At 34.3% G+C, this 24,899-nt stretch carries 33 protein-coding genes and 1 other annotated feature; of the genes, 21 read left to right on the top strand and 12 right to left on the bottom strand.

What is annotated here, in order from left to right; all coding sequences use genetic code 11:
- Positions 1–31: 31 nt before the first annotated feature.
- The 4 genes from BCI01S_RS01590 to BCI01S_RS01575 form a co-directional block, all read right to left on the bottom strand.
- Positions 32–727 carry a DUF3298 and DUF4163 domain-containing protein gene (locus tag BCI01S_RS01590; RefSeq protein WP_061796373.1) on the bottom strand — a complete coding sequence of 232 codons (696 nt, stop codon included), beginning with the start codon at positions 725–727 and terminating at the stop codon, positions 32–34.
- A 95-nt stretch (positions 728–822) separates the two neighbouring features.
- Positions 823–1,050 carry a hypothetical protein gene (locus BCI01S_RS01585; protein WP_047940504.1) on the bottom strand — a complete coding sequence of 76 codons (228 nt, stop codon included), beginning with the start codon at positions 1,048–1,050 and terminating at the stop codon, positions 823–825.
- A gap of 12 nt (positions 1,051–1,062) precedes the next feature.
- Positions 1,063–1,293 (bottom strand): hypothetical protein, encoded by a 231-nt coding sequence (locus BCI01S_RS01580; protein WP_047940505.1) that lies wholly within the window; start codon positions 1,291–1,293, stop codon positions 1,063–1,065.
- Positions 1,294–1,320: 27 nt separating this feature from the next.
- On the bottom strand, positions 1,321–1,644 hold the full coding sequence (locus tag BCI01S_RS01575; protein ID WP_047940506.1) for an ArsR/SmtB family transcription factor: 324 nt from the start codon (positions 1,642–1,644) through the stop codon (positions 1,321–1,323).
- Positions 1,645–1,785: 141 nt separating this feature from the next.
- On the opposite strand from BCI01S_RS01575, the gene BCI01S_RS01570 reads away from it, so the two are divergent.
- The 4 genes from BCI01S_RS01570 to BCI01S_RS01555 all read left to right on the top strand — a co-directional run bounded on the left by BCI01S_RS01570 (position 1,786) and on the right by BCI01S_RS01555 (position 5,995).
- Entirely contained in the window at positions 1,786–2,169 is a 384-nt protein-coding gene (locus tag BCI01S_RS01570) for a PH domain-containing protein (protein WP_061796371.1), read from the top strand.
- A gap of 165 nt (positions 2,170–2,334) precedes the next feature.
- A complete protein-coding gene (locus BCI01S_RS01565) occupies positions 2,335–3,093 on the top strand; it encodes a class I SAM-dependent methyltransferase (RefSeq protein WP_167555719.1) in 759 nt (252 codons plus the stop codon).
- Positions 3,094–3,174: 81 nt separating this feature from the next.
- Positions 3,175–3,434, top strand: a binding site (T-box leader).
- Positions 3,435–3,528: 94 nt separating this feature from the next.
- Positions 3,529–5,169 (top strand): methionine--tRNA ligase, encoded by a 1,641-nt coding sequence (gene metG / locus BCI01S_RS01560; RefSeq protein WP_061796364.1) that lies wholly within the window; start codon positions 3,529–3,531, stop codon positions 5,167–5,169.
- 310 nt (positions 5,170–5,479) lie between these two features.
- Positions 5,480–5,995 carry a hypothetical protein gene (locus tag BCI01S_RS01555; protein ID WP_061796361.1) on the top strand — a complete coding sequence of 172 codons (516 nt, stop codon included), beginning with the start codon at positions 5,480–5,482 and terminating at the stop codon, positions 5,993–5,995.
- Positions 5,996–6,015: 20 nt separating this feature from the next.
- Here the strand turns inward: BCI01S_RS01555 and BCI01S_RS26125 are convergent, their stop codons facing one another.
- From BCI01S_RS26125 to BCI01S_RS01545, 3 genes are all read right to left on the bottom strand, one after another.
- Entirely contained in the window at positions 6,016–6,150 is a 135-nt protein-coding gene (locus tag BCI01S_RS26125; protein ID WP_268874777.1) for a hypothetical protein, read from the bottom strand.
- Between the two features lie 425 nt (positions 6,151–6,575).
- Positions 6,576–6,758: a hypothetical protein gene (locus BCI01S_RS01550; RefSeq protein ID WP_061796358.1), complete on the bottom strand. Its 183-nt coding sequence runs from the start codon at positions 6,756–6,758 to the stop codon at positions 6,576–6,578.
- A 143-nt stretch (positions 6,759–6,901) separates the two neighbouring features.
- Positions 6,902–7,732 (bottom strand): type II toxin-antitoxin system SpoIISA family toxin, encoded by an 831-nt coding sequence (locus BCI01S_RS01545; RefSeq protein WP_047940511.1) that lies wholly within the window; start codon positions 7,730–7,732, stop codon positions 6,902–6,904.
- Positions 7,733–8,034: 302 nt separating this feature from the next.
- Between BCI01S_RS01545 and BCI01S_RS01540 the strand changes: the two genes are divergently transcribed.
- The 7 genes from BCI01S_RS01540 to BCI01S_RS01510 all read left to right on the top strand — a co-directional run bounded on the left by BCI01S_RS01540 (position 8,035) and on the right by BCI01S_RS01510 (position 12,156).
- Positions 8,035–8,565, top strand: coding sequence for a GNAT family N-acetyltransferase (locus BCI01S_RS01540; protein WP_047940512.1), 531 nt, complete (start codon positions 8,035–8,037; stop codon positions 8,563–8,565).
- A 24-nt stretch (positions 8,566–8,589) separates the two neighbouring features.
- Positions 8,590–9,162: a histidine phosphatase family protein gene (locus tag BCI01S_RS01535; RefSeq protein ID WP_082138238.1), complete on the top strand. Its 573-nt coding sequence runs from the start codon at positions 8,590–8,592 to the stop codon at positions 9,160–9,162.
- Positions 9,155–9,829, top strand: coding sequence for a Type 1 glutamine amidotransferase-like domain-containing protein (locus BCI01S_RS01530; protein ID WP_061796357.1), 675 nt, complete (start codon positions 9,155–9,157; stop codon positions 9,827–9,829). The genes BCI01S_RS01535 and BCI01S_RS01530 overlap by 8 nt, the downstream gene beginning before the upstream one ends.
- 217 nt (positions 9,830–10,046) lie before the next feature.
- On the top strand, positions 10,047–10,589 hold the full coding sequence (locus BCI01S_RS01525) for a GNAT family N-acetyltransferase (protein ID WP_061796355.1): 543 nt from the start codon (positions 10,047–10,049) through the stop codon (positions 10,587–10,589).
- Positions 10,590–10,657: 68 nt separating this feature from the next.
- Complete coding sequence (locus BCI01S_RS01520; RefSeq protein WP_082138225.1) at positions 10,658–10,999, top strand: PH domain-containing protein; 342 nt, start codon at positions 10,658–10,660, stop codon at positions 10,997–10,999.
- Positions 11,000–11,039: 40 nt separating this feature from the next.
- On the top strand, positions 11,040–11,375 hold the full coding sequence (locus BCI01S_RS01515) for a cupin domain-containing protein (protein ID WP_061796353.1): 336 nt from the start codon (positions 11,040–11,042) through the stop codon (positions 11,373–11,375).
- A gap of 298 nt (positions 11,376–11,673) precedes the next feature.
- A complete protein-coding gene (locus BCI01S_RS01510) occupies positions 11,674–12,156 on the top strand; it encodes an HXXEE domain-containing protein (RefSeq protein WP_047940517.1) in 483 nt (160 codons plus the stop codon).
- A gap of 388 nt (positions 12,157–12,544) precedes the next feature.
- Here the strand turns inward: BCI01S_RS01510 and BCI01S_RS01505 are convergent, their stop codons facing one another.
- Positions 12,545–13,159, bottom strand: coding sequence for a DedA family protein (locus BCI01S_RS01505; RefSeq protein ID WP_061796352.1), 615 nt, complete (start codon positions 13,157–13,159; stop codon positions 12,545–12,547).
- Between the two features lie 185 nt (positions 13,160–13,344).
- Here BCI01S_RS01505 and BCI01S_RS01500 point away from each other — a divergent pair, with 185 nt between their 5' ends.
- Together BCI01S_RS01500 and BCI01S_RS01495 are read left to right on the top strand one after the other, a co-directional pair.
- On the top strand, positions 13,345–14,094 hold the full coding sequence (locus tag BCI01S_RS01500; RefSeq protein WP_061796349.1) for a hypothetical protein: 750 nt from the start codon (positions 13,345–13,347) through the stop codon (positions 14,092–14,094).
- The gene (locus BCI01S_RS01495) at positions 14,095–14,835 is read left to right on the top strand and encodes a hypothetical protein (protein WP_047940520.1); all 741 of its coding nucleotides are present in this window, start codon (positions 14,095–14,097) and stop codon (positions 14,833–14,835) included.
- 38 nt (positions 14,836–14,873) lie between these two features.
- Here the strand turns inward: BCI01S_RS01495 and BCI01S_RS01490 are convergent, their stop codons facing one another.
- Positions 14,874–15,647 carry a YhfC family intramembrane metalloprotease gene (locus BCI01S_RS01490; RefSeq protein WP_061796347.1) on the bottom strand — a complete coding sequence of 258 codons (774 nt, stop codon included), beginning with the start codon at positions 15,645–15,647 and terminating at the stop codon, positions 14,874–14,876.
- 120 nt (positions 15,648–15,767) lie between these two features.
- On the opposite strand from BCI01S_RS01490, the gene BCI01S_RS01485 reads away from it, so the two are divergent.
- The gene (locus BCI01S_RS01485) at positions 15,768–16,955 is read left to right on the top strand and encodes an RtcB family protein (protein WP_061796345.1); all 1,188 of its coding nucleotides are present in this window, start codon (positions 15,768–15,770) and stop codon (positions 16,953–16,955) included.
- A 524-nt stretch (positions 16,956–17,479) separates the two neighbouring features.
- Here the strand turns inward: BCI01S_RS01485 and BCI01S_RS01480 are convergent.
- Entirely contained in the window at positions 17,480–17,995 is a 516-nt protein-coding gene (locus tag BCI01S_RS01480; protein WP_061796343.1) for a hypothetical protein, read from the bottom strand.
- Positions 17,996–18,217: 222 nt separating this feature from the next.
- Positions 18,218–18,538, bottom strand: a complete 321-nt coding sequence (locus BCI01S_RS01475) for a hypothetical protein (protein WP_047940523.1) — start codon at positions 18,536–18,538, stop codon at positions 18,218–18,220.
- 163 nt (positions 18,539–18,701) lie between these two features.
- Here BCI01S_RS01475 and BCI01S_RS01470 point away from each other — a divergent pair, with 163 nt between their 5' ends.
- From BCI01S_RS01470 to BCI01S_RS01445, 6 genes are all read left to right on the top strand, one after another.
- Positions 18,702–19,283, top strand: coding sequence for a DJ-1/PfpI family protein (locus BCI01S_RS01470; RefSeq protein WP_373694321.1), 582 nt, complete (start codon positions 18,702–18,704; stop codon positions 19,281–19,283).
- Positions 19,284–19,308: 25 nt separating this feature from the next.
- Positions 19,309–20,202, top strand: a complete 894-nt coding sequence (locus BCI01S_RS01465) for a PhzF family phenazine biosynthesis isomerase (protein ID WP_061796340.1) — start codon at positions 19,309–19,311, stop codon at positions 20,200–20,202.
- 32 nt (positions 20,203–20,234) lie between these two features.
- Entirely contained in the window at positions 20,235–20,945 is a 711-nt protein-coding gene (locus BCI01S_RS01460) for a nucleotidyltransferase domain-containing protein (RefSeq protein WP_061796338.1), read from the top strand.
- 237 nt (positions 20,946–21,182) lie between these two features.
- On the top strand, positions 21,183–21,557 hold the full coding sequence (locus BCI01S_RS01455; RefSeq protein WP_061796336.1) for a VOC family protein: 375 nt from the start codon (positions 21,183–21,185) through the stop codon (positions 21,555–21,557).
- Positions 21,558–21,602: 45 nt separating this feature from the next.
- Positions 21,603–22,469 carry a proline iminopeptidase-family hydrolase gene (locus BCI01S_RS01450; RefSeq protein WP_047940528.1) on the top strand — a complete coding sequence of 289 codons (867 nt, stop codon included), beginning with the start codon at positions 21,603–21,605 and terminating at the stop codon, positions 22,467–22,469.
- Positions 22,470–22,655: 186 nt separating this feature from the next.
- On the top strand, positions 22,656–23,906 hold the full coding sequence (locus BCI01S_RS01445; protein ID WP_061796334.1) for a DUF445 domain-containing protein: 1,251 nt from the start codon (positions 22,656–22,658) through the stop codon (positions 23,904–23,906).
- Positions 23,907–24,021: 115 nt separating this feature from the next.
- Here BCI01S_RS01445 and BCI01S_RS01440 read toward each other — a convergent pair whose 3' ends face one another.
- Positions 24,022–24,255 carry a DUF378 domain-containing protein gene (locus BCI01S_RS01440; protein WP_047940529.1) on the bottom strand — a complete coding sequence of 78 codons (234 nt, stop codon included), beginning with the start codon at positions 24,253–24,255 and terminating at the stop codon, positions 24,022–24,024.
- A gap of 202 nt (positions 24,256–24,457) precedes the next feature.
- Between BCI01S_RS01440 and BCI01S_RS01435 the strand changes: the two genes are divergently transcribed.
- The gene (locus BCI01S_RS01435) at positions 24,458–24,898 is read left to right on the top strand and encodes an NUDIX hydrolase (protein WP_235844421.1); all 441 of its coding nucleotides are present in this window, start codon (positions 24,458–24,460) and stop codon (positions 24,896–24,898) included.
- The last annotated feature ends 1 nt before the right edge of the window (position 24,899 follow it).

The raw sequence follows: 24,899 nt of genomic DNA, 5'->3' as shown, positions 1-24,899 counted from the left end.
AATGCACCTTTACTTTTTAAATTATTATTCCTTATATAGAGAATACAGATGCCGGGATGAATATCGAAGGATTGCCAGAAGCATACGGGGCAACTTCATATTGCTGGAAAATGAGCACTATCCCGTTATCTGCTAAATAGAAATTCGTTTCGTCTGTCACTTTAAAATCGGTGAATTCTTTTGCATCTGAGTAAAAAATTTCTGGGTGTTTTTTCATATATGCTATCGCATAAGTTGTGACTTTGCCATAATGTTCCTTGGAAGGTAGAAAGTCATCTAATGTTAATAGCTTTCCTGATTTGAGGTCGAAATTATAGGTTGTTATCACTGTATTCCCATGTGCTCCCCCGGTAAATTGATAGTCAGAAAACAAAATGCTTAATTTATTATTTTGGTTATATTTGACTTGATAGTTGGTTATATATTCAAACTGACAGGCAGATGCTGATTCTTTGCAAATTGGATCTTTTTTTAGGTTTTCCATTTCTTTCATCAACTTTATGTATTGATTATACGATGCTTTTATATGTTGTAATAAGATTTTGTTCACGCTATTCTGCGCTTTGTTGTTAGGAGCACTAACAAGGGATGGATATTTTAGTTCTTCAATATTTTTATATTGTTTTGTAATAACAACATTCGGTGAAATGGCGAAAGCATTTAAAGGTTGAATAATAATTACAAGGATAACCATGATTATCAATGGTAAATTTGTTTGTCTTTTCATACATCACTTCATTCCTTCCTAGTCTTAATATTATTTTTCCCTTTTTTGAATGAATAATGTATGAAGATAAAGAAAAAAATGCTAAATGGTGTAGATTATTCTACATCTTTTAGCATTTTTTCAATCGCGTAAAGTTCTTTATTTAAGTCATTAATAATGGTCATTTGCTGTTTATGTATCGAAAGGCTTTCCTTTTCTACTTTTAGTCTTTCTATAGCTCGTGCTTCTTTTCTTTTTAGAAAACGTACGAGAATAAAAATCAGCAAAGCTGGAATAAAAATATAAAGAATTAAAGTTGGCAAGAATAATAAAAGAACGCTCATCGTTTATCTCCTTTAATTTGTCTCATTTAACAATTTTTCGATGTTCACAATTCTTTCTTTCAATTTGTGGAGTGCTTCTATTTGTTCTTTTTGATAAGCTATGTTTTCTTTTTCTAAGTTCAACTTCTCATCTGCTCGAGTTTCCGCTCTTTTCATATATCTTGCTAAATAAAATATGAAACCAAGTACAATTAGAATAGGAATACTTACGATAAAGAGATTGATCATACTAAATATTTGCATTTTGTTCCCCCTAAAATATTTTTTTATTTACTCCTTTCTTTTCTTAATCGTGACACTATCAGCCAGGTTTGCAATTAATTCCTCTGATAAAGGAAGCGAAAAAGGGATTAACACATAATACTTCATTGCTTTTCCATCTTCAGAAATTTCATGATGACCTTTAATTAATTCTGCATTTTCTAATTTTTGAAGATGTAAATATAATAACGGTCTACTGATTCCAAGCTCTCTTGCTAGTTGGCTGACATATTTCTTTTCATTTTTCAAGATAGCGATAATTTTCAAACGGTATGGGTTTGATAATGCTTCAAGAACAAGAAGTAATTTGTCTCCATTTTTTATATGTTTCATATGTAATAATTTTATTACAGGTGTAAAAGAAAATCAAGTAGATGATTATCGAATATTTTGCAAACATTAGCAAGAAAGTAGATAATTAAATTAAGCTACAAATCTTAAATTTTTATATGAACAAAAAATGGAGTTGATTAAATGGGCTTTTTAAATGGGTTGTTGGGAATTGCAAGTGAAACAGATGTGAAAGAACTAGAAAAAGAATTAAGCAGCATAATCGGTTCGAATGAAAGAATCGAGCTTGCTTATAAATTAGTCAGAGATTTAATTGTATTCACAGACTTACGACTAATTTTTGTTGATAAGCAAGGACTGACAGGTAAAAAAGTTGAGTATATGTCTGTACCATATAAAAGTATTTCGCGTTTCAGTATAGAAACGGCAGGTCACTTTGATTTGGATGCTGAATTAAAAATTTGGATCTCTGGGGCAGAATTGCCCGCCATTTCAAAACAGTTTAAAAAAGATAACAGTATTTATGACGTCCAAAAAGCATTGGCAAGTTATGTTGCTAAAGCCTAATCTATAAGATTACAGTCCAGCATGAAGTCTGAATGGAAGCTGGACTGTTTCTAATCAAACAATAGCAGGAATGTAATGCTATTTGTGGAATATTTATTTAATATGGTGGAAATAGGATTAATTAGGGCAGAAGGAAATGGACTGGTTAAAAAGAGGGGGAATACAATGAATTCAGAGGCAAAATTCTCAGGGAAGTCTACATTATATGATCGCTATCGTCCAGGTTATCCTAAACGTTTTTTTAAGGAGCTTATTTCCGAGTATAGTGGCTCAAATGATCATTTTGTCATCGCAGATATTGGAGCAGGCACAGGAATCTTTACCGAGCTAGCTGCAAATATCGGCACAAATATTATCGCTATAGAGCCAAATGATGATATGAGATCTATTCTTAAAGCAAGAATGGAAGACTTCAAACAAGTAACTTGCCTAGATGCTTCAGCCGAAAACACAGGAATCGCAGATAATAGTGTGGATTTAATTACAGTTGCACAGGCGTTTCATTGGTTTGAAGCGGATGCATTTAAAAAAGAATGCAGACGTATACTAAAGAAAAATGGTCAGGTGATGCTCATTTGGAATAGTCGTGATCATACGAGTCAATTAAATTCAGAAACTGCTAAAATATCCAAAAGATATTGTCCGAATTTCCAAGGTTTTAGTGGCGGTATAAATATTGATCGTTTAGGTCTGCAGCATTTTTTCACAAATGGATATGAACATTATGCGGTATCCAATCCATTAAAAATGAATAAAGAACATTTTATTGGCCGAAATCTTTCTGCATCTTATTCTCCGCAAAAAGATGATCCTTTTTATGATGAATTTGTAGAAGAACTGGGGTTTCTTTTCGATAAGTACAGTAAAGATGGAAACATTATCGTTCCTAATGATCTGCATGTTTATGTAGGCGCTATCATATAGGGTGGATGGTAGAAATTATCCTGTTTTTTCAAAACATATTGACATTTAGCATGGATATAATTACAATAAATCTTAATAAATTTGTAGGCGTTGAAAAGGAAAAGTAAATAAGGGGAGATTTTATAGAGAGCTTCTGACGGTGGAAAAGAGGCAAATGAACCTTATTGAAAATGACCTTGGAGCTTCGTACCGAAAACGATCCGTGAGTAGACTACGACGAGATAGGCACTCGTTATAACAGCAGCAGTATCTCTTCTTTTTTTAAAGACGTACTGAATAGAGGCAAATAGTGTAAACTATTTGTGAAGCTAGGTGGTACCACGGGTTAACTCGTCCTAATCTTTTTAGATTAGGGCGTTTTTTTATGCTTTTTTTATTTGGATAAATAATTTCAAATGAACGAAAGAAGCAATTCTATAAAAGGAGGAAGTAAATATGAATATATTTATAGGAGGAGCATGGCCATATGCGAATGGCTCTTTGCACTTAGGGCACGTGGCAGCATTATTGCCAGGGGACATTTTAGCCCGTTATTATCGGCAAAAGGGAGAAAAAGTTCTTTACGTATCAGGAAGTGATTGTAATGGGACACCTATTTCTATTCGCGCCCAACAAGAGAATACATCCGTTCAAGAAATAGCGGATCGCTATCATGCTGAATTTTCCCAGTGTTTTTCTAAGCTAGGCTTTTCATATGATCTTTTCACAAGAACAGATGCAAAGCATCATCATGCTTCTGTTCAAGAGATTTTTCTAAGCTTATTGCAAAAGGGGTATTTATCCAAAAAAACCGTAGAGCAGGCATACTGCCAAAAGAATAATCAGTTCTTGCCAGACAGATTTGTAGAAGGAATTTGTCCTTATTGCAAGCAAAGAGCCAGAGGGGACCAATGCGATCACTGTTCTTCGATATTAGACCCACTAGAATTAGAAGATAAACGTTGTAAAATTTGTGGGGAGGAGCCAGTCATTAAGAAAACAGAACATTTCTATTTCGCTTTTAGCAATTTTCAGAATGAGCTAGAAAACTATGTAAAACAAGCAGAAGATAATCAGCTCTGGAATGAAAATGCAGTTTCCTTAACGAAAAGATATTTGCGAGAAGGACTACCAGATAGGGCAGTAACTAGAGATTTACCTAATGGGATTGATGTGCCCTTAGAAGGTTTTGAAGGAAAGAAAATTTACGTATGGATCGAAGCGGTAGCAGGCTACTTAACAGCAAGTATGGAGGCCTGTAAAGCAAAAGGTCTCCATGTGGATGATTATTGGAACTCTGAAACAATATCTTACTATGTTCATGGAAAGGATAATATTCCATTTCATACAGTTATTTGGCCGAGTATTTTACTTGGATTGGGAAGAAATTCTCTACCAACCCATATTGTCTCCAGTGAATATTTAACATTAGAAAAAAGGAAATTATCTACTAGTCAAAATTGGGCTGTTTGGGTTCCTTATATTTTGCAGAAATATGATCCTGATTCGCTTCGGTATTTTTTAACGATAAATGCTCCAGAAACCAGAGATACGGACTTTTCGTGGCGAGAATTTATTTATAGTCATAATAGTGAATTATTAGGCGCCTATGGGAACTTTGTGAATCGAACCTTAAAGTTTATTCAAAAAGCATACAACAGCAAGATTCCCAATAGACAAGTCTCCAAAGAAATCATTGCTAGCACAGACGAAGTTTATCGAAGCGCAGGTAATTGGATAGAAAGAGGAAAAAGTAAAAAAGCGTTAGAAGAAATTTTTGCTTATATTCGGTCTGCAAATCGCTATTTTGATCAACAAAAACCGTGGGAACAAGTAAAAAATGATAAGGAGGCTGGTGAAATCACATTAGCAAATTGTACATTTATGATTGTCAATCTTGCCCAGCTTCTTGAACCTTTTGTCCCATTTTCCACCCGGAAAATTAGAGCAATGCTTGGGATTACAAATTTAGAGTGGCGATTACAGCCTACACTTCCTGAGGAAATACTATCTGTCACGCCACTTTTTGCGCGCTTAGATTTAGGATTAATAGAAGAAGAGCTAAATCTGCTGATAATGGGACAAAAACATTCATAATTTTTGTCATTTCTCCCCTTTTTTTGACGGTGATTGAAAAGGGGAGAGCTAAAAATTATGCTGTAGAAAATTGCTGTATTTTCAGAGGAGATAGAGGAAAATAGCTTATACTTAACGAATAAATTATCTAATGTACGAATCTTTATAACTTTTTCTTTAGACATAGAATATACTATGCAGAATATAGAGTTTAAAAAAGAAGAATTTGCTTGGCAATATAATTATTGTAACAGAATAAAATAGATTATAATCAAAGAGTGAATGATAAAAGGGGTTGAAGGAGGCAATTAACAATTGGGAGGGAGCGGAAATGAAGTGGAGTGAGTTTGTATCACCTAAAAAGAACAGAGTCTTACCAGTTATTATTGAGGTATATGAAAAGAAATATCCTCCTTATGCAAGTAAGCTTTATCCCATATATTATACAAGCTTTAATGATTTAGGAATTCTGTTTACACCATGCGGGTTATTTAGACGGAAAAAGAAACGGGATTTAAGAACAATACGATATAAAGACATCGTCTCTGTGGAATTTAATGTACACCGTGTTCCTACTGTCTACCTATACCTTTTAGGCTCCTCTTTACATGTCAATATAATTATTCAATTAAAGGACCAATCCATTTTACATTTAGAAAGTGAAGATATCAGTATTTTGCCAGATGTATTTCAGCTATTAAAAAAACATAAGGTAGTTAGGAAAGATCCTCAAAAGCTTCAAAGCATTTTAAAAGAAAAAGATACAATGGAAAAATTTTACTCCTATATGGATAAGCATTTAGAAGCAGATGTGCAGTACAGTAAGAAAGAACCTAAAATAAAATAGTGGCGATGGAAGGAAAAGGATCATCTTTTTCTTTTTTCAATCGTTTCTAAAATAGCTAAAGCCTGTTTATTGTATACGGAAACAGAAAAATGCATGGCTGGTACAGACATATGCCGTCTATTGGGATTCTGGCTTTGTTTTCTTATTAATGTCATACAAAAATAGCCTCGTGACTTTTTATTTATAGGTTGTCCGTATAATTAGTGTTTTTATACAAGTAATTTTTCTAATCATTAGCTTGTAAATTGTTATTTGCAGCATTCCTCGTTGAATTATTATTTTTCTGCAGTGAGCATTCAGGAAACGAAATACAGGATGATAAATATAGCAGCAAGAAAATAAACAATAAATGGTGGTAGTTGTTCGTCTGATAAAATAATGCAAAAAAGCTACAGCTTGCTTTCAAAAAATTAGTGGGGAATTTCCAAACCTATTTTTAATCAATCATTTACCATTTATCATATATTAAGCCGCACATCTCACAGATTTTAATATATACCGGAAAAAAAGAAGAGTCTTAGACAAGGAGAGGAATTTTTTAGAGCAGAAATTCCCCTCCTTGTCTAAAGACTCTGTTTCATTAGGCACGTTTAGCTAGTAAGTTTAATGCTTTCTTATTCATGTCATGAATATCTTCAAATGTTTCTGATACTGCTACTGTCATCTTTCTCCTATTCGGATTCATTGATTTTTTTGATTGGTTCTTTGGTTTATTGAATGGTGTAGGAGTGGAAGCAATTGCAGTTTTCTTTTTTTCTGCCATATCAATTCCTCCTTTATAGAAAAATTTTATAAAATCCGGCACAAGCTATTAATCTCCAAAACTATAAATCTTTAGATCGTGAAATTTTGCTCATGCATTTTTTTCTACATATTATTATACTACAAAACAGGTAAAAAGGAGCCTTAAACCATGTACCAATCGAAAATTTGTGCTAAATTAAGAATGTGGGAAGCGTCAATTCCGTCCACTTCCACGAACTGGGAGCTGATACCTATCAACATATTGTAACTTTCCCCATAATATGCAACGATGAAAACATTTTTAACTAAATCCTCATTATTTATATTACTTTCTGGATCTTTTAAGGGGATACTTTTTCCAGCGAGAAGATCTTGAATAACATTTTCTTTCACTTCTCTGTCTAAAAAGCTAATATTATAGCAAATTTCTACACTATTAAAAGCAGATTCTAAGTTTTGCTTTAAATCTTCCGCACTTGCACTAATCGCAAAAGGGAAAATCGCAATATGAAATTGAAATGTGTCTGCGTATAGGTTTAAATAGGTCCGTAATTCATCTTTATATTGACGCCAATGCTGGGGAAGATTGCGTTCCATAAAATGATCAGCTGTTTTGGAAATAACTTCAGTGAAGTTCTGAACCTTTTTAGCATTGTAGCCTAATACTTCTTCATTTTTGCGAATCGTTTTCCGAATATAATTACTATGTTGAAATTCAGTATTCCAAATTTTAAGAATATCAGGTGTTTGAAAAACCGCAATATCAATGAACACTGCTGCACATGCTAATGATAAAATCATGGTCCAGTCAGCCATTTGCAGCTGCTTTGTCAAAATTCCAAGGCAAACAAGGAGAAAAAATAAAACATAATATGATTTTCGAATTGCTTGGAGATTTTCCACATATTTATCTGTTCGCCACCAAAAATAGATGAGTGAAAGAACAATCAATAAAATCATTGCCGTAATAAAAACAAAATAGATTGCCGCCAATGTTTATCCTCCCTTTAATCGCTTACCAACTATTATAACATGCATTAATAATTGTAATGGAAAATAAAAGAAAAAGAAAAACGTTTTCTACATATAAAATGTATAGATAGTCAGACATTTTTTAAGGAAGAATGATTTATAATCTGGATTCTGTCTATTTTAACCAAATGTTTGGATGAGAATAAAAAATTGAAGGGAAGTGAAAATATTTAAAATAGTTCCCCTAGGATAATCTAAGGCTATCCCTTATAATAAGAAAATTATGGTAAAATAAAGATCAACAGAGAAAAGGGGGAATAAGGATGTTTCCAATATTAGAAACAGAGAGATTGCTATTAAGAGAGATTGAGAAAGAGGATGCTGGGGATTTATTTGCTTATTTTTCTAATAAAGAAGTCATGCAGTATTATGGGCAAGAGGCATTTACAAGTATAGAGCAAGTAGAAGCATTAATAGGGCATTTTTCTAATAACTTTGAAAATCAACGAGGAATTAGATGGGGCATGCAGCTCAAAGGGACTACCCGACTTATTGGTACACTTGGTTTAAACAATTTAGTACTTTCTCATAAACGAGCAGAAATCGGATATGAAATCCATCCTGAATATGGGCGCTCTGGTTATACAGCTGAAGCAGTCCAAAAAGTTGTCTCCTATGCATTAGAAGAGCTTCATTTAAATCGGGTAGGAGCGATGATTTATTTAGAAAACGAAGCATCAAATAAACTTATTCAAAAGCTTGGCTTTCAGCATGAAGGTGTTTTGAGAAAGTACTATGAACAGAATGGAAAGGCGTTTGATATAAATGTATACTCTATTCTGAAAGATGAATAAAAAATGCTGGATGGGATGAGCAATTTGGAATCTAGAACAACGATTTATTTTGTCAGGCATGCACACTCCATTTATTCCGAAGATGAAAGAGGCAGACCTTTGTCGGAGAAAGGCAGCTCGGATGCTAAACAAGTAGCTAAACGAATGGAAAAGGAAGCTATCGATATCGTTTTATCGAGCCCATATAAGAGAGCGATTCAGACAATAGAAGGAATTGCAGAATATTTTCAAACAGATATCAAGCTTATCTCCGAATTTAGAGAACGTAAATTGGCAAAAGGATCTATTCCTGATTTTAATACTGCCATCGAAAAAGTTTGGAGAGAGGAAACCTTTTTCTGGGATGGTGGAGAGTCTAATATAACAGCCCAACAAAGAGGAGTCCAAGCTTTATTTCAAATACTAAAGCAATATGAAAATAAAAAAATTGTTATCGGAACACATGGAAATATCATGGTTTTAATCATGAATTATTTTTCAAAGGACTATGATTATTCATTTTGGAAGAATTTAGAGATGCCTGATATTTATAAATTAATATTTAAAGGAAATCAATTAATAACGGTTCAGAGAATATGGGAGGATAATAATGGATAGACATTTATTCTTATTTGGCGGCGGCCCGCCATTTACATATAAAATGGCAAGAAAATTTTCCGAACTGATCTCGGTACGAACAGGAAAAATTTCTTTGCTAATTATCGATAGACCAAACTGGAAGGAATATATGCCCAAGTATACAAAAATATTAGTGGAAAATGGAATAACAGAATTCCAATTTATCCCTTTGCCAACTATTTCAGAGAAAGAGGCCGCTGAACTGCTAAAGAATAGTGCCGGGATTATCATCGGTGGTGGTAATACGGAACATTATGCAAAGTATATTGTCGAGACTACTTTATCAAGGATTCTCAAAGAACAATTTTCAGCAGGAGTACCAATTGCTGGTTTTTCTGCTGGAGCTCTAATTAGTATGGAGCATTGTATCATTTCAGCAAATGACAATGAAGATCGAATTTTTAAGTGGCAAACAGGATTAGGGCTGTTGAAAAACACGGTTATTGCTGTTCATTTTAGTGAATGGATGGATGAAAATCATTTAAGGAAAGCTGTTATTAAGTTTCAGCCCCATGAACATTTTGGAATAGACGAAGGTACAGGAATGTATTTTTATAACAATCGGTTAATGGCTGTAGAAGGAAATAATGTTTTTCAGATTAAAAACAATCGTCTCGAAGAAATGGAAAATATCAACTTTTTATAGGAATATAAATTTTACGCAATCAAATTTAACCAATAGAAAAAAAGACCTTTAATATAGTCACTTTGCAATTACCTTTTTTTGCTAGAAAGATATTCATTATAACCTAGTTTAAAAAGCAGAAAATCAAATGATAAATTGCATTTATTATTTCTAGAAAATTTTGTAGTATTCATTTGTAAAGATGATTACAAATAGGATTTAGAGAGGTGGATAAAAAATGGTTCAAACAACTGATTCTATTTACATAAGATTATTAGAGGAAAAGGATGCAGAGGGACTATGGAAGCTCGAATTAAAAAATCGAGATTTCTTTAAGGAATATTCGATTGCTCGCAAGGAAGAGTTCTATACATTGAATTTTCAACAGCAGCTTATTAACACATGGAAAGAAAATGCAAAGCAAGACATTGATTATCATTTTGGCATTTTTCTACAAGAGTCCAATGAGTTAATTGGAAGTGTTAATTTATATATGGTAAGACGAGAGCCGGCACATAATGCTATTGTTGGTTATGTTCTTGATAAAGACAGTAACGGCAAAGGCTATATGACTCTTGCTGTGAAAAAATTAGTTGATTATGCCTTCCATACACTTAGTCTACATCGATTAGAAGCAGGAGTGATGCCCCATAATATTGGCTCGATTCGCGTACTGGAAAAGGCTGGGTTTCACAAAGAGGGAGTAGCCAAAAGCAATGTGAAAATAAACGGAGAGTGGAAAGACCATCAAATTCTGGCTATCATTAATCCTAATGATTAAGGTTAATAGATTAGGAATCTTTTGCCGACTTCAGCCGTAAAGTAATTTAAAAGGCGAAGGAGGAAGAAATGATGATAGCAGATTTGCAAATATTGCACCAACAACTAAAGAAAAACGAAACGATACAAGGATCTATTAGATGCTCATTGGAAGTGTTTATTTATAAAAAAATAGTGCGTCCAGGAATGCTGGCAGCAACAGAAAAACGATTAATTTTCTGTGCAGACTCCATTCCTGGAAATGAACTAATCGAAAGTTTTGATTATGCAAATATAGAAGCAATTCAGTTAACGCGAAATTTAATGAATCAATATATAACGATAAAGTATAAAAAGGATACAATAAAATTTAAACAGCTTATTAGTGAGGATATAGAGGATTTTATGACGAAAATAAAAACGTATAAATAACTGTTTATTCTGTGCCGATAAAAAGAAAGGATTATGGTAAATGAAATTAATTACAATTGGGGAAGGAAAAAGCATAGAGCAATACAATTCTGTTTCTGCTAGCTATTGTAAAATCATGAAAACAGAAGAAGCTACGAATATTGGGATAATAACGCTTGGTCCAAAAGGAATATTAGGTAATCATCCAGCACCGGTTCCACAGCTGTTCCATGTAGTCGAGGGTGAAGGCTGGGTTAGAGATACCGATAATAGGAAGCTTCTTATAAAGAAAGGGGAGGCAGTCTTTTGGGAGCAAGGAGAATGGCATGAAACAGGATCTGATACTGGTTTGACAGCAGTCATAATTCAAGCTGCAAACTTAAAGAAGCCTGATTAAAGCTATAACTTTCCATTATTTATAGGAAAGACAAAGTGCTTTCTATAATCATCTGAGAATGTGGAGAATAATGGATGAAGGATGAAAGATTAGTAGTAAAGATATTCGTTCTTGGGATAATTGTCATTTCTTGTTTGCCTTTTTACATGGAAGAATTATCGACACACATCCAGTAAATGTATATCTTATTTTTCTCTTAATTGTCGCAGCATACTATTCTTTAAACCGGATTATTTGGAAACATAAAAATTAAGTCCGGATAAATGGAAAAATTACTTTAAGGGTGGAGTAAAGGGATATGGACTATTCTCATATACTACTTTTTTGTTTTGCTATTACACTTCATAATATAGAAGAGGCAATTTGGCTTCCTAAATGGTCTCAGCAATCTTCGAGGTTTCAAAAGCCAGTTACTTCAAGTGAATTCTATATTGCTGTTATTTTTGTAACTATATTAGCTTATGTGTCTGCAACCAGCTTTTTATACTGGCCAGAATCAGTGTTAGCGAAATGGATTTTTGTTGGATTTTTAGGTTCAATGATATTAAATGCTATTTTTCCTCATCTTGTTGCAACTATTTTCTTGAAAAAGTATGCACCTGGACTTCTTACTGGTTTATTACTTAACCTTCCAATCAATTCATTCGTAATCTATCATATGTTTTCCATAAATTTAATTAGATGGAATGAGTTAGTCATTGCCACATTTACAGTAGGGATTATTTTAGTGGCGCTTATTCCTTTTCTGTTCAAAATTGGTGGTAAAATAACTCCTTCTTAGGATAGCGCTTTGGATTAAAAAATAGATTAGTTGGAAAATAGAAATCTTGTTACCGAAATGAAAAGGAACAAAAAGAGGGTAGGACATAAGTCTTTCAATCAAATATACCCCGAACAATTATACGTACACACTAATAAATATTCGTATAGTTGTTCGGGGGTTAATTAAATTTAAGAAAGGAGGTTTGTGGTAATCACCCGCTGTCTGAATACACTTCGCTTTCCATCGGGCAAGCGCCAATCCTCCTCCTCACTATATGAGGAGGCTTAGTTTGCTCCCCGACTCATCAAGTGTCTGTAGTGTAATGGAACGAATTGGTTTCACCACTAAATTAGAGATTGTTCTTCTTTATCCATTATATATTTTATTTTGTCCCAGCCACGACCTTTTATTTTTGCTTAATGACTCGTTTATATATGTATTGTCCAATAAAAGCAAGACCTATTACAGCAATTATCACGTATGCTACATTGGAGTACATGTCCATATAATGAACGATGTCTTCCCATGAATCACCAACTGTTGCTCCAATACGAATAAGAACGAAATTCCATGTGAATGTACCTATCGTTGTTAAAAATAGAAAAATACCAAAATTCATTTTTGCCATGCCTGCTGGCAGCGAAATTAAACTTCGAATAAGTGGAATAAAGCGGCAGAAGAAGACTGTCCAATAGCCAAATTTATCAAACCAGCGATCTGCTTTATATAAATCATCTCTTTTTAAACGAAGGATATGGCCCCATTTATCAATAATTTTTTCCAATCTTTTTATATCCAATAAGGAACCGATAAAATAAAGAATAATAGCTCCAAGTACAGAACCAATTGTAGATACGATGACAACGCCTGTAATGGTCATACTAGTCTTTACAGTCATAGCGCCTCCAAAGGTCAAAATAACTTCCGAAGGGATGGGTGGAAAGATATTTTCAAACATAATCAATATCAAAATACCTGTATATCCAAAATTTTCCATCGTTTCTATTATCCAATTTTCCATTCCATGCACTCCTTATATTTTCCATTCACTCATATAAAAATATCTTACCATATGCTTTTAAAACCATCTAATATAATCCTATTTCTACAATTACGATATCATTCACTTTTTTACAAAATGAGATGTTGTTATTTGGTAATTGTGCTAAAATAAGGATTAATTCAATGGATTTATAGGAGATGTATATGTTTGATTATTGGATTCCCATTCCGTTAAGTACAAGTATGATGACTATAATTGGTTGGGGCATACTTATTGGTGCAGTATGTTATGTGTATAGAAAACAAACAGAAAAACCTGTTATATGGAAAATGGCCATTATTTTATACATCGGTTTATTTTGCTTTAACTTTTCATTTATGGTTAGTGAAACACCAGTAAAGATAGCTATTTTACCACTTGGTGTATGGATACTTATATTGGTTTTTGGAAAGCGGAAAGAACGTTGGAAGGTGTATCGACCATTTGCTTGGCTTGGATTCTTTGGAAATTATATTTTTCTTATTACAACCTTGCTTAGTACTCTGGTACAGAGTTTGTTGTATCCAACCAATAAAGTAGAGACTTTTTTAGCTGAACTAAATAATCCTGGCATTCTATTAATTCATCCTTCAGGCAAACAAGCAGTTCTTAATAAAGAGCTGTTTATAGAAAGTCTGTCTTCTTGGGAGATTGGGAAAATGGATACACAGCAATGGTATTATGAATCATTTCCAGAAATTAAGGAGGAAGAATGGGAAGAGGAAGAACAGATGCCACATCAGACAATGGAACGCTTTCCCTATATTCTTTTAGGAGCGACTCCAAAGTGGGGGATTGGCTATGAATCTACCATTTATATGGAAAGAGATGGAAAGGGGATGCTTATTTCAACAGAAAAGGGTCAGTACTATTTTCGCTCCTCTGAATCTGTATTAAAAGGGGGAACAGATTAGATGAAATTTAAAAGAGTATGGTATTTACTAGTTGTAGTCATGATTGCTATATGCTTTTTTATTTTTCTTTTCTTAAAGGAAGCCGAAAGCTCTCCATCCGATCTTCCTAATGAAACTAGTATAAGAAAAATGATTGAAGATACTGGTGAAATGAACATAAATAGAGTTTTTGACCAAAGAGCCTTAGATGAAAAGCATATTTTCATTCCACATCTTTCTAGTGATAATCAATATGGCTATAGTTTATTAGAATGGATAGATAATAAATGGGAAGTAACCTATGTATCAACCACTGGAGAACCGCTTATATGGAGGATAAAGGCGGGAAATCAGTCAGAATCCTATTTTCTATGGAATCTTGATTCCAAAAAAAAGATAGAAACTCTTACTTTCTATTTAATAAGAGACCGACATTTTACAAGTGGCTGGAGCGGTGAATGGTATGAACCAGCAATTCAAATCGAGGAAGACGTATCAATCAGTGGAAAACCATATGGTATATACAAAGTGCCAGATAAATGGGGAGCCATATGGAATGCAGCACAAATAAAGATAGAGAATCAGGAGGAAGATTTTATTTCTTACAATGGTGAAGGACTATATTATGGGGTTAAAGGATATGATAAGAAAAATAATTATGTAGTACCACTTAATAGCTATGAAAATGGTGGGATTACCAGTTCAGGTGCCGCAACAGAAGATATAGTAATTATGGATGAATGGGAAGGTGAACAATGGTAAAAAGCTCTCCATAAAAAGGAGAGCAGAATATCTAATATTTATTTCTCGAATTTTGGTTTCATTTTTACAATAAATAGGATGGATAGTACAGCAATTATCCCTAGAAAAACTTCCATTACAAGTAGGTTGGTGATAGTACCCGCCTGATATAATGCTGGGAAGAAATTGATAGCTGCGTGTATAAGAATCGCATAAATAACATATATAAATTTTTGCTGTCTAATTGCATAAAGGACTAATATGGATAATGCAAGGTGCAGTGCAAGGGCAAAGACTCTTTCTAAACCACCAGATGCAAAAAGCATTACATTAGCTTGTTCAAATTGCTCTTTAATGTTGTTAATGGCTTCAGGTGTCGCAGCAGGGCCCAATATTGTTTCCAAGTTCCCAGTTTTGATCATAGATGAGATGAGCAGAGAATTTAGTGCTGACATGCCGCCTATAAATATAGCTTCTATTCCTCCATGTCCTAATCCATATGATAGTCCATCATTAAATTGATGATTGTTCTTCAACCATACTTTAAAAGCAAAATAGCGGCCAATTTCTTCAAATATACCTGCAGCTAGGCCGCCGTATAAGGCAAAAAGATAAGGATTGCTGCTCCATTTCAACTCCGTTCCAGTAGGGCTAAGCACGATGAAATGAACGATTTTTTCAAGAATTTGCGAAAATACAATGAAGATAACAATACCAACAAGTAAGGATCTCCAAGACATCATTTTTTTTCTTTGTAAATACACCATTAATATAATAGGAACTATTACTGCCAGAAATAATTGCAGAGATATCCCAATATAAATAGAATTCATTCGTTTTATTCCTCCCATTCCAGTTTCATCTGTTATATTAAGTGTATAACAGATTGGAGCTATACGTCAATGATTATACAAGCTTTATAAGTAAAAAAACTGAAAAAAGGAAGTGACCAAATGATTGAATTAACAGGAAAATATAATAGAGCTAAAGTATTTACGGATCAATTAGAAGAAGTGGCTGAAGCACAGATTAAGGAATTATGTGATCAGGAATTTGCTAAGAACAGTAAGATTAGAATTATGCCGGACACGCATGCGGGAGTGGGCTGTACGATAGGTACGACTATGACTATTCAAGATAAAATTGTCCCTAATTTAGTAGGGGTAGATATCGGTTGTGGTATGGCGGTAGCAAAATTAAAGATAGACAGAGCAAGTTTGAATTTTGATGAACTAGATGAAACGGTTCGTAAGTTTATTCCAAGCGGATTCTCGATCAGAGATAAAGCTCATTCATATAGGGAACAAATTGATTTAGATGAGGTGAAAGCTCCTATAAATAAAAAAAGAGCAGAACATAGTATTGGAACCTTAGGTGGAGGTAATCACTTTATCGAGTTAAATGAAGCAGCTGATGGAAGTGTATATATCGTTATACATAGTGGAAGCCGTAACTTAGGTGCACAAGTAGCAGAATATTACCAAACACTTGCTTACGATAATTTAGTTAATATCGACGGGATCAAAAAAGAAATGATTGCTAAATTGAAGGAAGAGGGGAGGCATGCTGAAATTCAAGCAAGCTTAAAAAATATGGAACTACCAAAAATAAACAAAGAACTTGCTTATTTAGAGTCCCAAGGATTTAAAGACTATATGCATGATATGAAGATTGCGCAACAATATGCTTATTTAAATCGACTTGCCATGATTGATGTTATTGTTACAAAGATGAATTGGGCAGTTTTAGATCAATTTACTACTATTCACAATTATATTGATATGGAAAATATGATATTAAGAAAAGGAGCTATTTCTGCTAGAAAAGGAGAAAGAGTAATTATTCCTTTGAATATGAGAGATGGCAGCATTATTGCCTTTGGAAAAGGAAACGAGGACTGGAACCAATCCGCTCCTCATGGCGCAGGAAGATTAATGTCAAGGACCAAAGCGAGAAAGACCGTTAGCTTAAAAGATTTTGAGTCAGCCATGAAAGAAGTTTGGAGTACTTCCGTGAAGAATAGTACGTTAGATGAAAGTCCATTTGCTTATAAACCAATGGAAGAGATAATTAAACATACAGCAGAGACTATTGATATTGCAGAAATTATTAAGCCTTTGTATAACTTTAAGGCAAATTAAGAAGGAAATAGAAAGGCTGAAAAATATAAATAAAGGAGAGGGAAAGGATTCTTCTTCCGCCTCTCTCCAAATATGCACATTTAGAAGAATTTCAAAAGCGAGCGAAATAAAAATCGGAAAAATCCATAAAAAATCTCAAAAAAGTCTATTAAAATGTCTAACAGGCTCCCAAAAAAGGAGTCCTTTTTCGCTTTTTTTCCTTTTGTTTTCTCCAAGCTATAACCTCCCACTTTCATTAACAAATGGCACCATAGTATGAATACCTATTACTCCATTAACCATTTGCGTAATAGGAAAATTAACAGTAATACTTGCTAATTTTGAAATGATATTAAAGCTATTAAAATTTGATAGAAAGATATACATATAGTGTTAGATCTTTAAAGTTGTTTAATTTCCGTAGATTATATATATTTGTGCTCAAAGGAGCTTCTTTAAAAGTTATCATAGATACCAAGTGATAGCGGGGCGAAATTATTTTCTATTGAATATTACGAGCATGATGATAAAAGCGGCTTGTGGGTTCAAGAATCACTCAGGGATGTCTTTGACCCACGCAGGAAAGCTCTAATCCGTTTCTGTACTGCTGCTGGGAGAACCAGTTGGATATGTTCACCTTTTTCATTGCAGGTAAAAATTCCTTTGAAAACTTCGGGCATGGCATCGTACTGTTTTTCTAACTGTTCATTAAATTTTTTGAAACAGTCATAATTATATTTTTCCAGCAGGTAGGGCATCAAAAAAGCTGACCGCAAGATTTCATATTCCTGATAATTATATGGAGTACTTTCGGGGATCTTTTTTAAGATTTCCAACATCCTATTCATTAAAATTGCCACCTCTTCTTCGCTTGCAAAGGCAGCATATCCTCGAATGGCAGTAAGTCGCATATCTAAATATCGCTCTTTTTTATAAGCTCTTAAAAAAAAGTCCTTTCCGTCATCTGGCAAGTCAAATACTAATTGCTTTAATAGTGCATTGCGTTTGGCAATATCCTTTGTATTATAATATGTATCCATTTTTTTGCTTCTTTCGCCCATATATCCCACCTGCTTTGTTTTGTTGACTTCTTATTTTTTTAGTGTCTCCTCTTGATTTTTACGTTTTGTATATTCTTTTCGATATTAAGGTTATTAGTTCCTCCATTCTAATTGTACTAAATGCCACGTTAGTTAAAGGAGGACTTGCAAACAACTATATACAATTCTAAATGACTTTATTATAACTTAACAATCGCTAAAAATGTGCACAGTCCCATTTAATCATCTTCTTTTTGTTAAACTATAAACCTTTGTTGCAATGATATGCGGTGTAATCCGTTCTTTTAATGTAGGAAATACAGATCCAACATATTCTTCGGGATTTCGAATATAGGCCTTTTCGTACATATAAATGGTAAATGAGCAGGATACACGGACAAAAATATCTCCATCCATATCATATGGTTCTGAAATCGTCAGAACTTCAAAAGAATCATCGTATTTATTAGTTTTTGCGTTAATCCTTTTTGTTACATTCTCTCTATATTTCGTTGTTCGCGTTGGTTTGTAATGAAAATCAACGACGCCAATTGCTTGAATCATATTTTCCTCCCAAATAATTCATTCGAACAAATATTATACCATTTATTTATAAGAAATTTGGTGGGAATATTATTTAAAAATTCACAAAACGTGGTAGGATGTAAAGACTAGGGTTCTTAATTGATTTTTCATTATTTTACATACGAATACTATTTTAGGGGGAATTATGAAGGCTCGCATTGTTGGAATATTGATTTTTAATGAAGTAGAAGTATTGGATGCTGCTGGTCCATTTGAAGTGTTTTCTTTAGCTGGTGGAGAGAATAAATTATTTCATGTCTATACTATTTCAGAAAAAGGAGGAACTATTTTAGCAAGAAATGGTCTTAGAATAGAAGCGGATTTTTCTTTTGAAAACCATCCTGATTTGGATATTCTCATTGTTCCAGGCGGCTATGGAGCAGAAGAAATCGAAATTTATAATCCTGTTGTCATTAAGTGGATTAAAATGCAATCAAAGAAAGTAGAATATATGACTTCTGTCTGTACAGGAGCATTTTTATTAGCGAAGGCTGAGTTGTTGGATAATTTAAAGGCTACCACGCACTGGATGGATATCGATCGCTTGGAGCAAGAATTTCCAAAGGTTCAGATAGTTAGGAAAGTGAAATTTGTAGATGAAGGAAAGATACTAACTTCTGGCGGGATATCTGCCGGAATCAATATGTCCTTTCATATAGTAGAGAAGTTATATGGCAAGGAAGTAGGAAGGGAAACAGCAAAGCGGATGGAATATGATAGATAAATAGACTTGTAGGAGGAAAATTGAAATGAAGAAAATTTCTGTTTTACATTATGATGCATTTACTAATAAGCCGGATAAGGGAAATCCTGCTGGAATTGTGTTAGAGGGAGAGAAATATACCGAAATAGAAATGCAGAAAATTGCTAAAGAGGTGGGCTTTAATGAAACGGCGTTTGTTTCACCATCAGAATGTGCTGATCTAAAAATTCGTTATTTTACCCCCGGACATGAAGTGAATCTTTGTGGTCATGCTACTATCGCTACTGTTTTTGCTCTTAAAACGATGGGGCTGCTCTCTGAAAAAGAAGTTTATTCTATCGAAACAAAGGCGGGTGTGCTTCCGATTAAAATTGATTATCGTGATCAGTCTTCTCCTGCCATTACGATGAAGCAAGTTACACCACAATTTAAACAATTCAAAGGTTCACGATTAGCATTAGCAGAAGCAATCGGTCTTAAAGAATCTGATTTAGATACAAATATTCCGATTCTTTATGGCAATACGGGGCTGTGGACACTCCTTGTTCCTATTAAAGAACTAGGTGTATTTTCCAAAATGGCTGTGAAAAATGACTTGTTTCCAGCTATTTTAGCGGAAATTCCTCATGCGTCCATTCATCCATTTTGCCTGGAAACCTACGATGTAAATGCAATTATGCATGGAAGGCATTTTTCCTCTCCTTACTCTGGTACAAGAGAAGATCCAGTTACAGGAACATCGTCGGGAGTGATGGGGGCATATTATATTACATATGTGGATGAGGAATGGAAAAATAAAACTATTGTCATTGAACAAGGTCAGGAGATAGGTCGTGATGGGAGAGTATCTGTTATTGTTTCTGAGAGGAATGGTCAATTGGATGTGGAGATTAGTGGAACTGCAGTGTTTGTCAAGGAATTAAAAATAACTATTGATTGATGATACTAGTGATTAGAATTGGGGGATAATTAATGGAAAGATTAGAGCCAGTGGAAGCAGCCCGCCTTTTTATAGATACATATTATTCACATTGTAATGCTGCTGTTTTAGCAGGAAGTGTAGTAAGGGGACAAGCAACAGCTACTTCCGACCTTGATATTGTCATTTTTGATGAAAAAATCGTCTCTTCTTATAGAGAGTCCATGATGGAATTTGGTTGGCCAATCGAAGTATTTGTACATAATTTCTCTTCCTATAAAGATTTCTTCTTAATGGACTATAATATAGCAAAACCTTCCATGCAGCGAATGATCACAGAAGGAATCGTGTTAAGAGACGACGGAGCTTTACAAGCAATCAAACAAGAAGCAAAACAAATGCTGGCAGAGGGACCGAAAGAATGGTCAGAGGAAACAATTCGTACGAAGCGTTACTTTATAACAGATGTACTAGATGATTTGATCGGAGCAGACAATAAACAAGAGGAAATTTTCATTGCGAGCACATTAAGCTTTCTTCTCCACGAATTTGTTTTAAGAGTAAATAAGCAATGGGTTGGTACATCGAAATGGATGGTCAGGAGTTTACGGCACTATGATTCTCTATTAGCGGATGAGTTTATTGAAGCATTTGATTGCTTTTATCGAACCAGAGAAAAAGAAAAAATTATAGAGCTTACGGAAAAAGTATTAAAGCCGTATGGCGGCAAGCTGTTTGCGGGATTTTCGCTTGGTAAGGAATAATAAAAACCTAATTGTAGGAGTAAAAAGTATTTAGTACCTTCGCTAGTCTCATGATTTAATGTATGATTTATTCTGTGCCCTATTACGTAGGGTCGAGAAGCCAAGAAATGTATGACTTATTGACCCCTATTCTCCATTATTTTTTCTAATCATAAGTGATTAGTTTTACGATATGGTTTTATTAGGTTAGTTCATTATAAGATTAATAGGACGAAGATATAGGGAGGAATAGCGAAGATGAATATAATTGGTGTGCATCATGTGCAAATAACCATTCCTAAAGGAATGGAAGAAAAGGCTAAGGATTTTTATTGTGACGAGCTGGGGTTAAAAGAAATAGCGAAGCCTGCATCTTTGCAAGGAAGAGGTGGTTTTTGGCTATCACTAGGAAATATGGATGTCCATGTTGGAACAGAAGATGGATTTGATCGTTATTCTACTAAGTCTCACCTTGCTTACCAAGTAGATAGTATGTCGGATTGGAAAAATAAACTTAGTGATTTAGGAGTTGAAATCACCAATTCTATTCCTATTGAAGGCTATGAGCGCTTTGAGTTCCGTGACCCATTTGGAAACCGCGTGGAGATAATTGAAAGAAAGATATTGGAATAATTATATAGGCTAAACTAGTTAGTATAATCGAAAAGGAGTAAGCGGATGAAAGAAGGATTTTTAGAGGTTACAGGGGGAAAAGTATGGTATATCATACATAATGAGACAGCAGAAGGTACTCCACTGCTTGTTTTACATGGAGGACCAGGTTCTAGCTCTTACTCTTTACAAGGGTTAAAAGAATTGGCAACCGATCGACCAGTCATATTATATGATCAGTTAGGCTGTGGAAAGTCAGATCGACCAGATGATGATTCCCTATGGACATTAGCCAGGTTTGTAGAAGAAGTCGCTCAAGTTCGTACAGGTTTAGGGTTGAAAAAAGTCCATATTCTTGGCCATTCATGGGGCACTACTCTTGCAGCTGCTTCTTATTTTAATAATCCAGAAGGAATTAGCAGCATTATTTTCTCCAGTCCGTGTTTAAGTGCACCATTGTGGGAAAAAGATCAAAAGAAAAATTTAGCTTTATTACCACTAGAGGTGCAAGAAACGATCAGAAGCTGTGAAGAAAAGGGAAATACAGATACACCTGCCTTTCAACAAGCGATTGAAGTGTTTAATGATCATTTTGTATGTAGATTAAAGCCTTATCCAGAACATTTAAAACAAGGTAAGCACTTTAGAAATCCACATGTGTATCAAATAATGTGGGGACCTTCCGAATTTACTGTACAAGGGAACTTAAAAACATTTGATTGTACAGAACAGCTATCAAAAATTTCTATACCAACATTGTATACTTGTGGGCGCTATGATGAAGCAACACCTGCATCAACAGAATATTATAGTAGCAGAACTCCACATGCAGCTTTTCATGTATTTGAAGAAAGTGCCCATATGGCCTATATAGAAGAACCTGAACAGTATAGAAAGGTAATGAATGAATTTTTATCGCTATTAGACAAGTGATAAAGTGGCGCGAGGAAGCTGAAAGGTCGAACAGATCTTTTGGCTTTTGTTGTACCATAAGAAAAAATTCGCTAAATATCTACTTTCTCTTTCTGTTTTTAGGTGATTATTGGTATACTACAGAATAGAGGTTCTACCTCTAAAAAGATGTAATAACGATTTTAAAAGTAAAATGAGGGACAATGCGTGGAAAAAAAATCATCAAGAAAGCTTGCAAGGTATTCACTGCTTATTATGGGATTGGGGTTTATCCTGACATTTCCTTTTCAAGATAATAGTTGGATACATCTAATTCATGGCGGTTTTGAGGCTGGACTTGTCGGAGGACTAGCAGACTGGTTTGCCGTTACAGCACTATTTAGACATCCTTTAGGTTTGCCAATCCCACATACTGCTTTACTACCTAAAAATAGGGATAGGATGGTAAATGGGTTAGTGAATGTTTTGAAAAAAGATTGGTTATCAAAGGAAAGTATCCAGGATAAAGTGAAGAATATTCCTTTTACCGAAAAAATCACTGCTGCCATCAACACAAGAATAGAATCAGAACCAGTAAAGAAAGCAATGATAAAGGCTACACAGCAAGCAATTAGAAATATAGACGTCGAAAAAATAACTCCATTTGTGCGTAAGCAAATGTCAGCGGCTCTATCAGATGTGCAAATAAGTAATATTCTAAATCTGCTTACAAATCAATTAATTTCAGAAGAAGTTGACAAGAAGGCTTTGGATCATATTCTAGTAAAAACGGAAGCTTGGCTGCGAAAAGAAGAAACAGCTCGAAAACTTGGCTCTGTTTCGATGAATGTGTTAAATAATGTCGAGGCAAGCGGCATGCTGCAATTTGCGTTAAAAACATTGCAGAATATTTTAACAGAGGAAAAGTTAGGGCAAATTGTCCAAAATCTCTGCTTGAGTGGAATGCGTAGTCTTCAAAAAGATGGGGAGCAAAACCGTGAAGCACTGGTTTTGTACATTCGAAAGGAAATTGAAAGCCTTCCAGAAAACGAGAAAGTATTAGCAGGAATCAATACATGGAAGGATAAAGTACTTGATTCACTTGAGTCCAATCATACAATCTTAACAAGTCTGAAGCAAGCACAAGAGAAGGCAATCGAACTTCTTGAAAATAAGGAGTTTATGGAAACAAAAGCTCTTCCATTTATTCTGCAGTTAGTGGAAAAAATCGAAGAAAATAGCGAAAAGATTGATCCTTGGATTATTCACCAAATTTCTCATTTTATCGAGAAAAACCATGATCAAATTGGCAATTTAGTAAAAGAAAATCTGGATAAGCTGGATAACGAAACACTTGTCGATATGATTGAGAATAATGTTGGTAAAGATTTGCAATGGATTCGGGTAAACGGAGCCGTATGCGGATTTATTATCGGTCTGTTCTTAAGTGGAATTCAGTTAGTGGCGATTATTTTATAACAAGATAATAATTGAAAAAACGGCAAACGAAACAAATGCATAGTTTTGTTTGCCGTTTTAATTTTTTTAATGACGATATAGTCGACATGTAATTATTAAGCGCGAATATTCCAATTTAATAGGCGGTACGCTTTTTGGAACTTGTTTTTGATAAGCTTTTTGATGAGAAAAGTAAACTAAGACTCAACAAACCAGCGATTCCAACTATACTATAGATAATTCGAGAGAATCCTGCATGCTGTCCTCCAAAAATCGCCGCGACAAGGTCGAACTGAAATAGGCCGATAAGTCCCCAATTAATAGCACCGATTACGATAAGTATTAAGGCAATTTTCTGTAATACACTCATCTTTTAACCTCCTTTTGTGTTATGAAACTCACTAATAGCTTTATACCCTTTTAACCAAATTAAAATCTAAGAAATATTACCAGTTTCAAAAAAAAAGAACTATAATAAAAAAGGACTTAACTTTACAAAATATTTATCATAATGTTTGGAGTGAAAAAATGAAAGGGATACAACACCGATTTGCAGTACTGGAATTGCTGTTGTGTTATTAAAAAAAATAAATGGTTTAGATAAAGTTTTATTATTGAAACGAGCAACTCCAGTATTTAAAGATATGTGGTGTTACATAGGGGGAAGCCTAGAACAAGGGGAACAAGCTTGGGAAGCAGCTCTAAGAGAGGTAAAGGAAGAAACAGGTATTACCAAGCTAGCCCTTTATAGTTCGAATACATTTGACCAAATATATTCGCCTGTAGAAAACTACCTATATATTGCCCCAGTATTTGTTGGCATCGTAGAGGAAAATCAAGAAGTACGTTTAAATAATGAGCATAGTGAGTATAAATGGTTGTCTTTTGAAGAAGCAAAGGAATTCGTAACACTGCCAGGAAATGACGAAGTTCTTACCTTTATCGAAAAGCACTTTATTAAGAAAAAACCTACGGAATGGTTACGTATTAGAGTGGAAAATGTGGGAGATTAAA

It is taken from the genome of Niallia circulans NBRC 13626 (genome assembly GCF_001591585.1).
Lineage (GTDB): Bacteria > Bacillota > Bacilli > Bacillales > Cytobacillaceae > Niallia > Niallia circulans.
The sequence above is the reverse complement of the archived record's forward strand: the minus strand, read 5'-3'. Positions and strand labels throughout refer to the sequence as shown.